This window comes from Streptomyces sp. NPDC053513 (assembly GCF_044544765.1).
GTDB classification, from domain to species: domain Bacteria; phylum Actinomycetota; class Actinomycetes; order Streptomycetales; family Streptomycetaceae; genus Streptomyces; species Streptomyces litmocidini.
The window spans coordinates 30753-45765 of sequence record NZ_JBITXP010000001.1 but is presented as its reverse complement, the minus strand read 5'-3'; the positions used below and the strand labels follow the sequence as shown (position 1 = coordinate 45765).

The following is a 15013-nucleotide window of genomic DNA, read 5'->3' as shown; positions in this document are numbered from 1 at the left end:
ACGCCCGGGATGTCCGCAGGTCGCACGGGGCGGACGGGGTACGCGGCAGGGGCCGAAGGGTCAGGGCGCCAGGGGCAGGGCCGCGGCCACCAGGTTCCGCTCCTTGCGGCTGATCAGCGGGAAGACCAGCTTCAGGACGTTGTCGCTGTTCGGCGAGGAGAGGACGAACGAGGAGTTCAGGATCCGTTCCCTGATCGCCGAGCGGAACAGGCCGTCGCGCGCGATCGTCATGGTGTGCTCGACCGGCTTGGCGAAGACCGGATCCGCCCGGAAGACGAAGAGCCGGCGGTCGGTCATCGCCAGGTACATCGGGACCGGCGTCGGTATCACCGCCATCGCGCCGCCGCTGAGGACGGCCGAGGCCACCCCGAACGCGGCGGTACGGCCCACGGAGACCGTGCTCAGGCCGACGACGCAGGTCACCTCCACCTGCTCCCCGGGTTCGAGCAGGGGGTGGACGGTGGCGAGCAGGGCGCGACGGCGCCTTCCGTTCATGGGGGACTCCCGGAGGTATGCGGAACCGGCCGCTCACCTTCCCATACGCCCCCGCGTCAGCCGCGGGCGACCCAGCCCTTCTCGTACGCGTGCCAGCCCAGCTGCAGCCGGGTCGTCACCCCGGTCAGCTCCATCAGCCCCTTCACCCGCCGCTGCACGGTCCGCAGCCCCAGGTCCAGCTGCTTGGCCACGCTCGCGTCCGTCATCCCGGCGAGCAGCAGCGACAGGATCTCCAGGTCCATCGCGTCCGGACCCGGCGCCTCGTCCTCGGTGATCTGCGCGCCCGCCCCCAGCCGCAGCGGCAGCGCCTCGCGCCACACCGACTCGAAGAGCCCCATCAGCGATTCGAGCAGCCCGCTCGCGTGCACGACGATCGCCGCCGGCTCGGCGCCCCGGCCGGTCAGCGGGACCATGGCGAGGGACCGGTCGGCGACGACCAGCTTCGTGGGGACCCGGTCGGCGACCCGGATCCGCTCCTCGCGGCTCAGCGCCGCGGAGAGTTCGAGCAGCCCCGACGGGAGCGTGAGCACCTCGCGCTCGATCACCACCCGGTAGCGGACCCCGCGTCCGGCCGCCTGTTCCTCGGCGTGGTTCTCCAGGCCGGAGACGGCGATCGGCTTGCCCGTCACCAGGGCGCAGACCTCCTCCTGGGCGCCCAGCTGGAGCTGGAGGAAGCGGTGGGTCACCGCGCTCGCGCCGACCACCACCTCCACCAGGTCGTGCACGGCCGCCTCCGCGGCCTCCGCCCGGTACTCCTCGGCGAGCAGCTTGGCCGCCAGCTCGGCCTGCTCCAGCTCGTGCCGCTGCTGGGTCAGCAGCGCGCCGAGCGCGACCCCGGGCGGCGCCGCGACCCACCGGCCGGTGCGGGCCGAGGACTGGGCGGCGAGCCCCTGCGACTCCAGACGGCGCAGCGCCCGCTCGGTCTCCTGCTCGGACAGGGCGAGCCGGTGCGCCAGATCGGTGACCTCCGCCGCGCCCAGCGCGACCAGGGCGCGGTACGCGGATTCCTGGCGTTCGTCGAGCCCTATCGCTCCCAGCATGGATGCCCCACCCCTCGCCGCACCTCCCGCGGGCGTCCCGGATCTTCCGGGGACGTTCACCGGAGGCATTCGTTCCGTTGGTGACCTGGCGGGAAACGGCCACGGCGTATTCCCGCCTCTCCCATCATCCCTGTACCGCCCTCACCTCTGCCAATGTGGCGCCACCGCAGCACCAACAGCCTCCGGAGAGGGGCCCTTTATGTCCTTTTTCCGGATTCAGATGGGGAGAGCGATGCGTCCGATTCCGCGTACGGCCCTGGGGGTGGCGACCGCCGTCGTCCTGGCCGTCACCGCGGTCGCGCCGTCCATGGCCGATGAGCCGCAGGACGACACGACCGGCAAGCGACCGCTGGTCGGCAGCGAGGCCTCGGCCCGCGCCGGCGACGGAGCCAGGACCGCCACGGTGACCCTGGTCACCGGCGACCGCGTCCTGGTCACCCGGGACGCCGAGGGGAACCCGGCGGCCACGGCCCTGCCCCGGGAGGACGGCACCGTCCCCCTGGTCCAGACCCGCCGCTCCGGCCAGGACCTGTACGTCTACCCCGAGGACGCCACCGCCGCGCTCGCCGCCGGACGCGTCGACGAGGAGCTCTTCAACGTCACCGGCCTGATCCGCCAGGGCTACGACGACTCCGCCACCACCACGCTCCCCCTCATCGCGGTCTACGGCTCCGACCTCGCCCGCTCCGTCCCCGCCGCCCCCCGCGGCGCCAGGCGCGGCCAGGTCCTCAAGGCCGTCGACGGCGTCGCGCTCAAGGCCGAGAAGAAGCAGGCCGCCACCTTCTGGGCCGACATCGCCGCCCCGGCCGCCCGCTCCGCCTCCGGCCTGAAGAAGCTCTGGCTCGACCGCAAGGTCGAGGCCACCCTGGAGCAGTCGACCAAGCAGATCCACGCCCCCGAGGCCTGGGCCGCCGGCTACGACGGCAAGGGCACCAAGGTCGCCGTCCTCGACACCGGCGCCGACGCCGAGCACCCCGACCTCAAGGGCCGCATCGTCGCCTCGGAGAACTTCACCGACTCCGACACCACCGGCGACCACCAGGGCCACGGCACCCACACCATCTCCACCGTCGGCGGCTCCGGCGCCGCGAGCGGCGGGAAGAAGAAGGGCGTCGCCCCCGGCGCGGACCTCCTCAACGGCAAGGTCCTCAACGACTCCGGCTCCGGCGCCGCCTCCTGGATCATCGCGGGCATGGAATGGGCCGTCGCGCAGGGCGCCGACGTCGTCTCCATGAGCCTCGGCAGCCCCGTACCCACCGACTGCACCGACCCGATGAGCGTCGCGGCCGAGGAACTCGCCCGGAACGAGGGCACGTTGTTCGTCATCGCCGCCGGCAACTCCGGCCCGGCGCACAACACCGTCTCCTCGCCCGGCTGCGCCCCCAGCGTCCTCACCGTCGGCGCCACCGACCGCGACGACTCCACCGCCTGGTTCTCCAGCCGCGGTCCGACGATCGTCAACCACACCCTCAAGCCGGAGGTGGCCGCGCCCGGCGTCGGCATCTCCGCCGCGGCGGCCGGCGGGCGGGGCGTGTACGCCTACCAGTCCATGTCCGGCACGTCGATGGCCACCCCGCACGTCGCGGGCGCCGCCGCCGTCGTCAAGCAGCGCCACCCCGACTGGACCGCCCAGGAGATCAAGTCCGCGCTCGTCGCCTCCGCCGACAGCGGCGTCCCCGGCGACGTCCGCGAGGTCGGCGGCGGCCGCCTCGACGTCAAGGCCGCCATCGACCAGACGGTCCTCGGCGCCCCCGCCGTCCAGGGCGGGACCTTCGCCTGGCCGCAGGACAAGTCCGACCGGACCACGGTCTCCGTGCCGTACACCAACACCTCCGACGCGCCCGTCACCCTCGACCTGGCCGTCGAGAAGGTCACCGGCAACGACGGCTCCGCCGTCCGGTCGGCCGTCGCCCGCCTCGGCAGGAGGACCGTCACCGTCCCGGCCGGCGCCACCGTCGAGGTCCCGCTCGCCCTCGACCCCGACGCCCGCCTGGAGCGCGCCCAGTACGGCGACGTCACCGGCCGCGTCGTCGCCACCGGCAAGGGCGGCGTCCACGTCTCCACCCCGTTCTCGCTGTACGTGGAGCCCGAGACCGTCACCCTGCGCGTCAAGCTGATCGACCGTCAGGGCGAGCCCGCCTCCGGCGCCTCCTCCCTCGACGTCATCGGCACCGACGACGCCACCGGCGAGCGCCGCTTCAACGAGGGCGCCGCCGACCAGGTCTACCGCCTGCGCCCCGGCAGCTACTTCCTCTCCTCCTTCGTCACCACGCCCGACGCGGGCGAGGGCGCCACGCTGAACGACTCGCTCAGCTACCTCGGCCGCCCGCAGGTGGAGCTGAAGAAGGACACCACGGTCGTCCTCGACGCCCGCAAGGCCCACAAGCTGTCGGTGCGGACCGACCGGGCCTCCGAACTCCGCGGCGCCACCCTCGCGTTCGCCCGCTCCTGGGACGACTTCTGGCTGCACGCCGGAACCGCCGCGGGCCCGCGCACCATCCGCGGCTACTACGCCTCGGTCGAAGGGACCCCCGCGGAGGGCGACTTCGAGTTCGGCAGCTACTGGCGGACCGCCGCCCCGCAGATCACCTCGCTGCGCACGGACGACGGCCTGGCCCTCCACCCCCTCACCGCCTCCATCGGCTCCGACAACCTCGACGGCACCGGCTCCGCCCGCCTCGTCGACGCCGGAACAGGCACGCCGGACGAGCTCAAGGCCGCCGGGGTCCAGGGCCGCATCGCCCTCGTCCGGCTCCCGGACGACTCCACCAACGCGGGCGTCCTCGCCCGCAACGCCAAGGCCGCCGGAGCCGTCGCCGTCGTCACGTACCACCGGGCCCCCGGCCGCTGGTACCCCACCGGAGGCTTCACCGGCCTCGGCCTCCCCGTCCTCTCCGTCCCGTCCGCCGAGGCCACCGCGCTCCTCGGCGAGCTGGCGGCCGGCGAGGTCACCCTCGACTGGAAGGCCACCGCGAAGAGCCCCTACCTCTACAACCTCGCCTTCCCCGAGACCGGCGCGATCCGCGACGACGAGGAGTACCGGGTCCGCGACGCCCGGCTGGGCCGCACCGACTCGACCTACGGATCGGCCGGCGTCACCACCGACTTCACGGAGTTCCCGGCCGCCTACCGTCCGAACGGCGTCGGCGTCTCCTTCGGCTCCCTGGAGACCGTCCCCGCGCCCGGCACCCGCACGGAGTACTACTCCACCGGTGACACCGCCTGGCTGCAGATGGTCAACAGCAGCTTCCCGTTCGGCGAGATCATGATGGGCGCCCGCCACGCGTACGCGCCCGGCGAGCGGCGCACGGAGAAGTGGTACGACGGCGTCATCGCGCCCACCGCGCCGCGCGACGCCACCGGAGAGCCGGTCCTCGCCGCCGAGCGGCAGGGCAACCTCATCGGCTTCGCCGACGCCATGTGGGGCGACCGCACCCACTACGCCGAGCCCGGCTCCTTCGGCGACATCGGGAACCTGAGCCTCCGTCGTGACGGAGAGGTCGTCGGCGAGACCGGCTGGCCGTTCGGTGTCTTCGAGGTACCGGCCGAAGCCGGGACGTACACGCTCGAACAGAACACCATGAAGATCGGCAGCAAGGTGTGGGCCCGCTCCACATCCGTCAACTCGGTGTGGAAATTCACCTCCAAGCTTGACGAGAGCGTCTATTCTCAGGGCATCCCGATTCTCTTCCCCCGGTACGACCTTCCGGAGGACGGACTCAAGACCCTCGCCGCGACCGACGGCCAGCACATCGGCCTCACCGCGACCGGTCACGCGGGCTACACTCCCGCGGCGCTCACCTCGGCGAAGCTCTCGTACTCCTACGACGGCGGTACGACCTGGACCGAAGCGCGGGTCTCCCCTCAGGGCGACGGCTGGACCGCGACCGTGAACCACGCGGGCGCGACCGGCAAGCAGGTCACCCTGAAGACCGAACTGACGGACGCCAACGGCAACTCCGTCACCCAGACCGTGGTCCGCGCTTACGACGTGCGCTGATCACGCCGGTCCGCCGGGCGTCCTTCCCGTGGGGGGTGGGGCCGCCCGGCGGACCACCCATTTGCGGCAACGGTTTTCCTGGTGTCCCGTTTTCCGGTGCCGTCGGCGGTGGACAATAAGGGCATGACTCAGCAGGGGGACAACTGGTGGGACAGGCTCTACGACGAGTCGGTGCCGGACACGGCCCCGACGGTCTCGGGCGACACGCTCGACGACCACTTCGACACGACACCCCGCGCGACGCGGCCGGACCGCCCGGACGGCGCGCAGGCGGCGACGTCGGCCCCGGAGCCCCCTCCGCCGGCGCGGTCGGCAGCACCGGCGCCACTCGTGCCACCGAGCGCGCCCCCGGTCCCGCCGCCACCGGCGACCTCCTGCCCACCCCAGCCACCGCCTGCGCTGCCCACGGCCGCCGCGCCACCCGCGCCGTCCGGGGGCGCCGAGGCGCCTGCGCCGCCTGCGGTCCCCACGGCGTCTGCACCGCCCGTCGCCTCCGCGCCGAGCGCGCCTGACGCGCCGTCCGTGCCCCCGGCACCGAGGGCGCCCCTGGTGCCGCCGACACCGCCGGCGGCCTCCCGGCCGAACACCCCGCCGACGCCGCCCGCGCCGTCTGCGTCGCCCGCGCCGTCTGCGTCGCCCGCGCCGAGCGCGCCGCCCGCGTCGAGTGCGGCTTCCGCGTCGCGTACGCCGAGTGCGCCGCCCACGCCGGGCAGGCCCTCCGTGCCGAGCGTGCCCCCCGCGCCGCCCGCCCCCTCCGCGCCCCCCGCCCCCTGGGAGGCACCCGGGGGCAGCGGGCCGCGGACCTTCCCGGCCCCGCCCCCGCCGCCCCCGGTCACCGCGCCCGTCGTCACGCCCACCGTCCAGGTGCCGTTGCCCCAGAAGCCCGCAGCCGGACCCGGCGTCCCGGTGGGCGGGTCCCCGTCCGAGGAGCCGGACCCCGATCCCGACCTCACCGTCCAGGTGGCCGCGGCCGTGCCCCCGGAGCCGACCGTCGAGGTCTCCGTGCCCCGTCCGAGGACCGGGTTCATCGGGAGCAGGCCGCCCACCTACGAGGCCGAGCCCACCGCGCTGCCCGTCGCCCGGCCCGGCGGGCTCGCCGAACTGGTCGCCGACACCGTCCTCGACGGCGCCCGTTACGGCACCTGCACCCTGCGCGCCGCCTCCGTACGCGGCGACTCCGCCCGCTACCGGGGCGAGCCCCGCCGGGACGCCCTGCTCACCGCCCGCTTCGGCCACGACGAGTCCGCGCTCGTCCTCGTCGCCGTCGCCGCCGGCTCCCGCGCCGCCGAGGACGCCCACCTCGCCGCCGCCGACGCCTGCCAGTGGATCGCCGAGGCCGTCTGCCGCAGCCACGCCCGGCTCTCCGAGGACATCAGGTCCGGCCGCCGCGGCGACCTCAAGTCCGGCCTCCACCGGCTCACCGACCGGACCTACGGCAAGCTGCGGGCCCGCGCCGCCGAACGGGGCCTCGCCCCCGACGAGTACACCGCGACCCTCCGCTGCCTCCTCGTCCCCGCCGACCCCGAGTGCCGCACCCGCGTCTTCTTCGGGATCGGCGGCGGCGGTCTCTTCCGGCTCCGCGACGGCTCCTGGCAGGACCTCGAACCGCTCCTGCCCGAACCGGCCGCCGTCACCGGCGCCCCCGTCGTCGGCTTCGGCTCGCCGCCCGTCCCGGAGGCGACCGAGGAGGGGGACAGGCTCACCATGGACCTCGGCATCACCACCGCGCCGCCGCTCGTCGAGGAGCCCGTGCCGCCGCCCGCCGACCCGTTCCGCTTCCGCGCCTCCGTGGCCCGCCCGGGTGACACCCTGCTCCTCGCCTCGCCCGGACTTGCCGAGCCGATGCGCGGCGAACCCGCCCTCGCCCACGAGCTCGCCGCCCGCTGGGCCGACGCCGAGCCGCCCGGCCTCGCCGCCTTCCTCGCCGACACCCAGCTGAGGGTGACCGGTTACGCCGACGACCGTACGGGGGTGGCCGTCTGGGAGGCGTGACCCGCCGGGCCGTGTGTTGATGGAGCCATGGCCAAACAGAACGTTGCGGAACAGTTCGTCGACATCCTCGTCCGGGCCGGCGTCCGGCGCCTGTACGGAGTGGTCGGAGACAGCCTGAACCCGGTCGTCGACGCGATCCGCCGCACCAGGGCGATCGACTGGGTCCAGGTGCGGCACGAGGAGACCGCCGCCTTCGCGGCGGGCGCCGAGGCCCAGATCACCGGCGGCCTCGCCGCCTGCGCGGGCTCCTGCGGACCGGGCAACCTCCACCTCATCAACGGCCTGTACGACGCCCACCGCTCCATGGCCCCGGTCCTCGCCCTCGCCTCGCACATCCCGTCCAGTGAGATCGGGCTCTCCTACTTCCAGGAGACCCACCCGGACCAGCTGTTCCGCGAGTGCAGCCACTACAGCGAGCTCATCTCCAGCCCGAAGCAGATGCCCCGGCTGCTCCACACGGCGATCCAGCACGCCGTCGGCCGCGGCGGCGTCAGCGTCGTCTCGCTGCCCGGCGACATCGCCTCCCAGCCGGCCCCGGAGAAGACGGCGGAGACCGCGCTCGTCACCACCCGGCCCACCGTCCGCCCCGGGGACGCCGAGATCGACGCGCTCGTACGGATGATCGACGCCGCCGACCGGGTGACGCTGTTCTGCGGCAGCGGCACGGCGGGCGCGCACGCCGAGGTGATGCAGTTCGCCGAGCGGATCAAGGCGCCGGTCGGCCACGCGCTGCGGGGCAAGGAGTGGATTCAGTACGACAATCCCTACGACGTGGGGATGAGCGGTCTGCTGGGGTACGGCGCTGCCTACGAGGCCACCCACGAGTGCGATCTGCTGATCCTGCTCGGCACCGACTTCCCGTACAACGCCTTCCTGCCCGACGACGTCAGGATCGTGCAGGTCGACGTCCGGTCCGAGCACCTCGGCCGCCGCTCCCGGCTCGACCTCGCCGTCTGGGGGGACGTCCGCGAGACGCTGCGCTGTGTGATCCCCCGGGTCCGCGCGAAGACCGACCGCCGCTTCCTCGACAAGATGCTGAAGAAGCACGCCGACGCGCTGGAGGGCGTCGTCAAGGCCTACACCCGCAAGGTCGAGAAGCACGTCCCGATCCACCCCGAGTACGTCGCCTCCGTCCTCGACGACCTCGCCGACGACGACGCGGTCTTCACGGTGGACACCGGCATGTGCAACGTCTGGGCCGCCCGCTACCTCTCGCCCAACGGGCGGCGCAGGATCATCGGCTCGTTCAGCCACGGCTCCATGGCGAACGCCCTGCCGCAGGCGATCGGCGCCCAGTTCACGGACCGGAACCGCCAGGTCGTCTCGCTCTCCGGCGACGGCGGCTTCTCGATGCTGATGGGCGACTTCCTGACCCTCGTCCAGTACGACCTGCCCGTGAAGGTCGTCCTGTTCGACAACTCCTCGCTGGGCATGGTGGAGCTGGAGATGCTGGTCGCCGGACTCCCCTCGTACGGGACGACGTACAAGAACCCGGACTTCGCCGCCATCGCCCGCGCCGCCGGGGCCTACGGCGTCCGCGTCGAGAAGCCCAAACACCTCGCGGGCGCCCTCAAGGACGCCTTCAGGCACAAGGGGCCGGCCCTGGTCGACGTGGTCACCGACCCCAACGCGCTCTCCATCCCGCCGAAGATCAGCGCCGACATGGTGACCGGCTTCGCGCTCTCCGCCAGCAAGATCGTCCTGGACGGCGGCGTGGGCCGGATGCTCCAGATGGCCCGTTCCAACCTGCGCAACGTGCCCCGGCCCTGAGGGGTGTCCGGAAGTCCCGCCTCATGAATGCGGACGGTGAGGCGGGGCATGCATCCCCGTGAGCCTGTTCGACGCGACCTGGGGTGGGGGATATGGCCGGGGAGGCACGACAGCCGACTCAACTGCTCAGAAAGGTGGGATGCGCCGATCTCACCGCGGTGCCGGAGGTGCGGCACGCCCTGCGTGAACTGCTGCGGAGATGGGGCGGACCGGGCGCCTCCGACGTGGCCGAACTGCTCACCAGCGAACTGGTGACCAACGCCCTGGTCCACACCGAGCACGGGGCCGTCGTGACCGCGACGGTCGTCCCCGAGCAGCTGAGGGTCGAGGTCCGCGACTTCGTGCCCGGACTCGAGCGGCCGCCCGCGCCGCCCGCCGACGACGGTACGCACGGCCGGGGACTCGTCCTCGTCCAGGCCCTGGCCGACTCCTGGGGGGTCGAGGAGAGCGGCGCGGGCAAGGTGGTGTGGTTCGAACTGAACGGCGGGGCCGCCTGAGGGGCGGCCCCGCCGTTCTCCTTTCCGTTCCCCCGCTCAGCCGAACTGCTGCTCCAGGTCCTTGAGCTTGCGCTCCAGGGAGTCGAGACGGGGCAGCGCCTGGGTGTCGTCCTCGGCGGTGAGGTCCACCGTCCGGGACTCGCCGGGGCGGGGCTCATCGCCCCTCACGGCTTGCAGGGAGGGCCGGGGCCGAAGCGGCAGCTGTCCGGGGTCCGCTATGGCGGGCTCCGCGACGGCGGCCTGCACGGCCGCCGTCGCGGAGCCCGAACCGCCGCCCGCACCCGGACCGGTACCCGTACCGGACGAGGTGCCGAGGGCCGCCATCTCGACCTGGCGACCCCCGCCGCGGCCGAGCCCGAAGGCGCGGTGCTGACGGTTGATCGCCTTGAGCCTCGCCCGGTCCAGCTTGACCTGGTCGCGCCGGCGGAGCCGGTTCTGCTCCTTCTCCCGCCGGTCCTCGCGCACCTCGTCGACCGCCTCGTCCAGGGTCCGTACGCCCTCCAGGAGCATCAGCGACCAGGCCGCGAAGGTCTCCCGGGGCGCCCTCAGCCACCGCACGATGCGGATCTGCGGCAGCGGGCGGGGCACCAGGCCCTGCTCGCGCAGCGCCGCCCTCCGGGTCTGCTTCAGCGCCCGGTCGAAGAGGACCGCCGCCGAGAGGGACATGCCGGCGAAGAAGTGCGGAGCACCGTCGTGGCCCATGCCGCGCGGTGCGTGCACCCAGTTGAACCAGGCCGCCGCGCCCGCGAACAGCCAGACGAGCAGGCGCGAGCCGAGGGCCGCGTCGCCGTGGCTGGCCTCGCGGACCGCGAGCACCGAACAGAACATGGCGGCGCCGTCGAGGCCGAAGGGGACGAGGTACTCCCAGCCCCCGGCGAGGTTCAGGTTCTGCCGGCCGAAGCCGACGAGGCCGTGGAAGGAGAGCGCCGCCGCGACGGCCGCGCAGAGGAAGAGCAGCCCGTACGAGGCGAATCCGTAGACGGCCTCCTTGCGTCTGCGGCGCTCCTCGCTGCGTTCCCAGGAGTCGTCGGCCGAGGCCTGGTCACCGGCGCGCTTCCCGCGCGCGAGCACCGCCACCGCCGTCAGGACTCCGGCCACCATCACGCCGCCCGGAAGCAGCCAGTCCAGCGATATGTCGGTCAGTCTCATGCGGTGTCCCTTGCATCGCAGTAGGGCGTTTGGCGGCCCATACTGGCCGACCCCGTGGGGTGCTCAAGGGGTTTCGGGGCAAGAGCACGCCATCGGGGTCGCGGGGCATGCGAATAGGTGCGATCTGGTCGAACTCACGTGCAGGGCAAGGGGTTTGAGTTCGATTTACGTCACCCCTCCGGGTGGCGTAGGCGCGGTCGCGCCCCAGGGCCCTCAGGCGGTCGCGGTCAGCCGGCGGACGCGCTCGGCGTCGCAGGTGCGCGGACAGGTGAGGCAGGTGTCCTCGGGGCGCAGCGTGTAGAAGAAGCAGCAGGTGGCCCGGTCGCGGGTGGCCCGCGGAGCGCCGTCCGTCCCCTCGGCGCCGGCCAGCTCGCGGAAGCCCGCCCCGCCCGCGTACGGCTTGTACGGCCCGGTGGTGCCCGGCAGGAGGAGTTCGAGCTCGGCCGTCGCCCGCCGTTCCTCGCCGAGCAGGGCCGCGACGTACCAGAGACCCTCGACGACCTCGTCCGTGGCCATCCCCCACAGGGCCCGGCGGCCGCGCCGCATCCGGGGCCCGAAGCCGTCGAGGACCGCCTCGAGGTGCTCGGCGAGCGAGGCGCGCACCTCGGCGCGCAGCGCCTCCTCGTCGGCGACGACCCGGGCGCCGGGGAGGGCGGCCGCGGGATCGCCCGGCAGGCAGGCGAACTCCTCCACCCGGACCGCCATGCGGCCGAGCGCCCGCTGGAAGGCCACGTTCCGGACGGGCAGGCGGGGCACCCTGCGGTCCAGGAACCAGGGGAGGGTGACGAGGAGGCAGGCGGGCCAGGCGTACCGGTGCAGTCCGAAGCCCGCGACGACGTCGGGGCGGGCCCGGGTGCCGTGGTCCCGCAGCACCTGCGCGTCGTCCCAGGCGAGGAAGGCGTCGAGGCGGGGACCGCCGGCGGCGAGCTCGTCCGCGCCGACCCAGCCCGCGCCGCTCGGCAGCCGCTCGTCCCGGGCGGGCTCCTCCATCCGCAGGCCGGGGAAGACCTCGGCGAGCCGGGCGTAGGAGGCCGCGACGGGCGAGGCGGGGGGAGCGGGCGGCGGGGCGGGCAGCAGGGCGGGGACGGTCATGCGGACCACCGAATCGCGAGCGCGGGCAGGTTAGCCTTACCTTACCCGATTCGGGGTGGTCTCTCACCGAGGGAGAACCCCTCCCACCTGCGGTGGCAGCCCGTATGCCCCGGATGTCGGTCCGTTCGCCTATGGTGCACAGAGCACCCCGGCGACGCGAGCCGGGCCCGGCACGAGGCCGCAGGAGGACCCGGGTGGAGCAGGGCGCAGCGCGCGAGCGGGCGACGGAGAGACCGTCCCCGCCCTTCGGCGACGCCACGGGGACCGCGCGCCCGGAGCCGGCCCGCGCGACGTTCATACGTTCGGAGCCGGCGCGTCCGGGGTCCGCCCGCGCGACGTCCCCGGGTCCGGAGCCGTCGCCCACGGAGTCCGCCCGTACGGCGCCCCCGCGACCGGGGCCGTCGCGCGCGGAGGCCGTACGGGTCCCGGAGCAGACGCGCGGCGCGGAGCCGGGCCGGAGCGCCGAGCACGCCCGTGGCGAGCACACCCACGACGAACCGACGGCCCCCGGCCCCCGCACCGTGCGCAGGCACTCCGTCCGCGGCCAGATCCTCGAAGCCCTCCGCACCGCCCTGGTCGGCGGGGAGCTCCGCCCCGGCGAGGTGTACTCCGCCCCCGTCCTCGCCGAACGCTTCGGCGTCTCCGCCACCCCCGTCCGCGAGGCCATGCAGCGCCTCGCCGTCGAGGGGGCCGTCGAGGTCGTGCCGAACCGGGGCTTCCGCGTCACCGAGCGCACCCCCCGCGAGCTCGCCGAACTCGCCGAGGTCCGCGCGCTCATCGAGGTCCCCGTCATGCTGCGGCTCGCCCGCACGGTCCCGGCCGCCCGCTGGGCCGAGCTCCGGCCACTCGCCGAGGCCACCGCGACCGCCGCCGCCCGGGGCGACCGCGCCCACTACGCCGAGACCGACCGGGCCTTCCACCGGGCCGTCCTCTCCCTCGCGGGGAACGAGCAGCTGCTCGCCGTCGCGGACGACCTCCACCGCCGCTCGCAGTGGCCCCTGATCAGCGCCCCCGCCCTCCGCCACGGCGACCTCGTCGCCGACGCCGCCGAGCACACCGCCCTGCTCGACGCCCTGATCGCCCAGGACCTGGGCGTCGTCCAGGCCCTGGTGCGGGAGCACTTCGCCGGCTCGGAGTGCTGAGGCCCGTCCGGCGGGAAGACCTCGGGAGGGGCCGGTGGGACCGGCGGGGCCCCGGTGTTCCGCTTCGGTTCACGAGCCGGTTCCGTCGGTGGGGTACCGGCCGCGGCCCGGACGACTAAGGTCGAAGTCGTCAGCCGTCCGCCGTGTCGCGTCACCCGTGAGGTGTCCCCATGCCGTCCGCGAGCCCGTCCCCGGCACGGGGCGGTACGGAAGCCGAGGCCGCCGCGCTGCTCGGCTGGCTCACCGATCCCGAGGCGCCCCGGCTCTGCCTCGTCACCGGCGCCCCGGGCAACGGCAAGACCGCCCTCCTCGCCTGGCTCGCCGCGCACGGCCCGCGCTCCGGGCGCTCCCGCCGCCGGACGCCCCGGGTGCTCGTCCCGCTCGCCGGGCAGAGCGCCCTCGGCGCGGCCTGGACGATCGCCGACCGCCTCGGTGTCGTGGCCCGGTCGCCCGGCGACCTCGTCCACGCCCTGGCCACCAGCGAGCCGCGGCCCGCCGGCGGGGCCGTCCTCCTCCTCACGGACCTCCACGCCGCCGCCGAACCCGCAGCCCTCACCCGGCTCATCGCGGAACTCGCCGGTGTCGGGCGGATCCGCCTCGTGGTCGAGGCCCGGAGCGACACCCCGGCCCCGGCCGTCCTGCGCGCCGAACGCCGGATCGCCGTCGTCGACCTGGACGGCGGGCCCGAGGCCGCCGACGGCGCCCGGGCGGAGCCGGCCCCGCCGCTGCCGGACCTCTCCGACCCGGCCGCCGTCTGCGCGGCCGACCCGCTGCTCGTCACCACGGCGTACGTCACCGGTGCCGCCCTCGCCGGGGTGCCCGGCACCCTCGACGGTCCCGAGCCGTCCGCCCGCCCCGGCGAGGGCGCCGTCGACGAGCACGGCGGGCTCCGGACCGCCTGGATGCGCGCCGGGCAGTCGCTCTGCCGCGCCCAGGCCCCGGCGGACCGGGCGCTGGTCCTGCTCGCCGCCCTGGGCGACGGCGCCGACCCCCGGCTCCGCCCCGCGCTCGCCGAGCTCGCGGAGGCCGCGCCGTGGCGGATCCGGTGGGCTCGCCACCGAGGCGATCTGACGCCGCCCTGGCCGGGCCCGGTCACCGTGCTCGGCGCGGCCGGCGGCCCCCTGGAGGGGATCCTCCTCGTCGGCGACCCCACCGGCACCGTGCGTCTGCTCCACGAGGCCGACGCGAGCCCGGCCGGCCGGCTCGCCCACACCGTCCCCGGCCGGATCACCGCGCTGGCGCCCGCGCCCGACGGCACGGTGCTGCTCCTGGACGACCGGGGCCGGCTGCACGCCGTACGGGGAACGGCGCCCCGGCCCCCGTACCTGGAGCGGCTCACCGAGGCGGTCTCGGCGACCCTGGCCCGTCATCCGGGGACGGCCCTCGCGGCGATCGCCGGTTCGGTGGTGGTGGGGGACCGGCTGGGCTCCGTCCACGCCTTCGGTCTGACGGGCCTTCACCAGTCGGCCGCGCACAGCGGCCGGGTCACGGCCGTCGCCGCGGTCGAGTCCGAGACCCCGTTCGTCTGCTCCGGCGGCGCGGACGGGAGCGTCCGGCTCTGGACGCCGGGCCGCACCACGCGTCCCGAGCCCCTCGCCGAACGCCCCTCGCCGGTCGTCTCCCTGCACGCGACCGAGACCCCGCACGGGCCGCTGGTCGCCGCCGCCTGGGCCGACGGCCTGGTCGAACTCCACCGGCCGGAGGGCGGGGCGACGCTCTCCTTCCGCCCGGGTCCCCCGGTCCGCGCGGTCGCGGTCACCGGCGCCGGCTCCCTGCTCGTCGGCACCGACGAGAGCCTGGTGTGCCTCGCGCCGAGGAACTGACCCGTGACGGGAC

The 15013-nt window shown here is 74.8% G+C and carries 10 protein-coding genes; 6 read left to right on the top strand and 4 right to left on the bottom strand.

Features of this window, described 5'->3' with window-relative positions; all coding sequences use genetic code 11:
* Window positions 1-60: 60 nt before the first annotated feature.
* Entirely contained in the window at window positions 61-495 is a 435-nt protein-coding gene (locus ACIGW4_RS00180; RefSeq protein ID WP_399577416.1) for a hypothetical protein, read from the bottom strand.
* Between the two features lie 56 nt (window positions 496-551).
* Window positions 552-1535 (bottom strand): helix-turn-helix domain-containing protein, encoded by a 984-nt coding sequence (locus ACIGW4_RS00175; RefSeq protein ID WP_359590472.1) that lies wholly within the window; start codon window positions 1533-1535, stop codon window positions 552-554.
* 232 nt (window positions 1536-1767) lie between these two features.
* On the opposite strand from ACIGW4_RS00175, the gene ACIGW4_RS00170 reads away from it, so the two are divergent.
* From ACIGW4_RS00170 to ACIGW4_RS00155, 4 genes are all read left to right on the top strand, one after another.
* Entirely contained in the window at window positions 1768-5535 is a 3768-nt protein-coding gene (locus ACIGW4_RS00170; RefSeq protein WP_399577414.1) for a S8 family peptidase, read from the top strand.
* 123 nt (window positions 5536-5658) lie between these two features.
* Window positions 5659-7527: a protein phosphatase 2C domain-containing protein gene (locus tag ACIGW4_RS00165; RefSeq protein WP_399577411.1), complete on the top strand. Its 1869-nt coding sequence runs from the start codon at window positions 5659-5661 to the stop codon at window positions 7525-7527.
* A gap of 27 nt (window positions 7528-7554) precedes the next feature.
* Window positions 7555-9297: a pyruvate dehydrogenase gene (locus ACIGW4_RS00160; RefSeq protein WP_123456053.1), complete on the top strand. Its 1743-nt coding sequence runs from the start codon at window positions 7555-7557 to the stop codon at window positions 9295-9297.
* A gap of 92 nt (window positions 9298-9389) precedes the next feature.
* Complete coding sequence (locus ACIGW4_RS00155; protein WP_123456054.1) at window positions 9390-9794, top strand: ATP-binding protein; 405 nt, start codon at window positions 9390-9392, stop codon at window positions 9792-9794.
* Window positions 9795-9830: 36 nt separating this feature from the next.
* Here ACIGW4_RS00155 and ACIGW4_RS00150 read toward each other — a convergent pair whose 3' ends face one another.
* Together ACIGW4_RS00150 and ACIGW4_RS00145 are read right to left on the bottom strand one after the other, a co-directional pair.
* Entirely contained in the window at window positions 9831-10943 is a 1113-nt protein-coding gene (locus tag ACIGW4_RS00150; RefSeq protein ID WP_123456055.1) for a DUF2637 domain-containing protein, read from the bottom strand.
* A 213-nt stretch (window positions 10944-11156) separates the two neighbouring features.
* Window positions 11157-12035 (bottom strand): (2Fe-2S)-binding protein, encoded by an 879-nt coding sequence (locus ACIGW4_RS00145; RefSeq protein WP_399577408.1) that lies wholly within the window; start codon window positions 12033-12035, stop codon window positions 11157-11159.
* 194 nt (window positions 12036-12229) lie between these two features.
* On the opposite strand from ACIGW4_RS00145, the gene ACIGW4_RS00140 reads away from it, so the two are divergent.
* Entirely contained in the window at window positions 12230-13177 is a 948-nt protein-coding gene (locus ACIGW4_RS00140) for an FCD domain-containing protein (protein ID WP_398713515.1), read from the top strand.
* 170 nt (window positions 13178-13347) lie between these two features.
* Window positions 13348-15000, top strand: a complete 1653-nt coding sequence (locus tag ACIGW4_RS00135; RefSeq protein ID WP_123456056.1) for a WD40 repeat domain-containing protein — start codon at window positions 13348-13350, stop codon at window positions 14998-15000.
* Window positions 15001-15013: the final 13 nt, after the last annotated feature.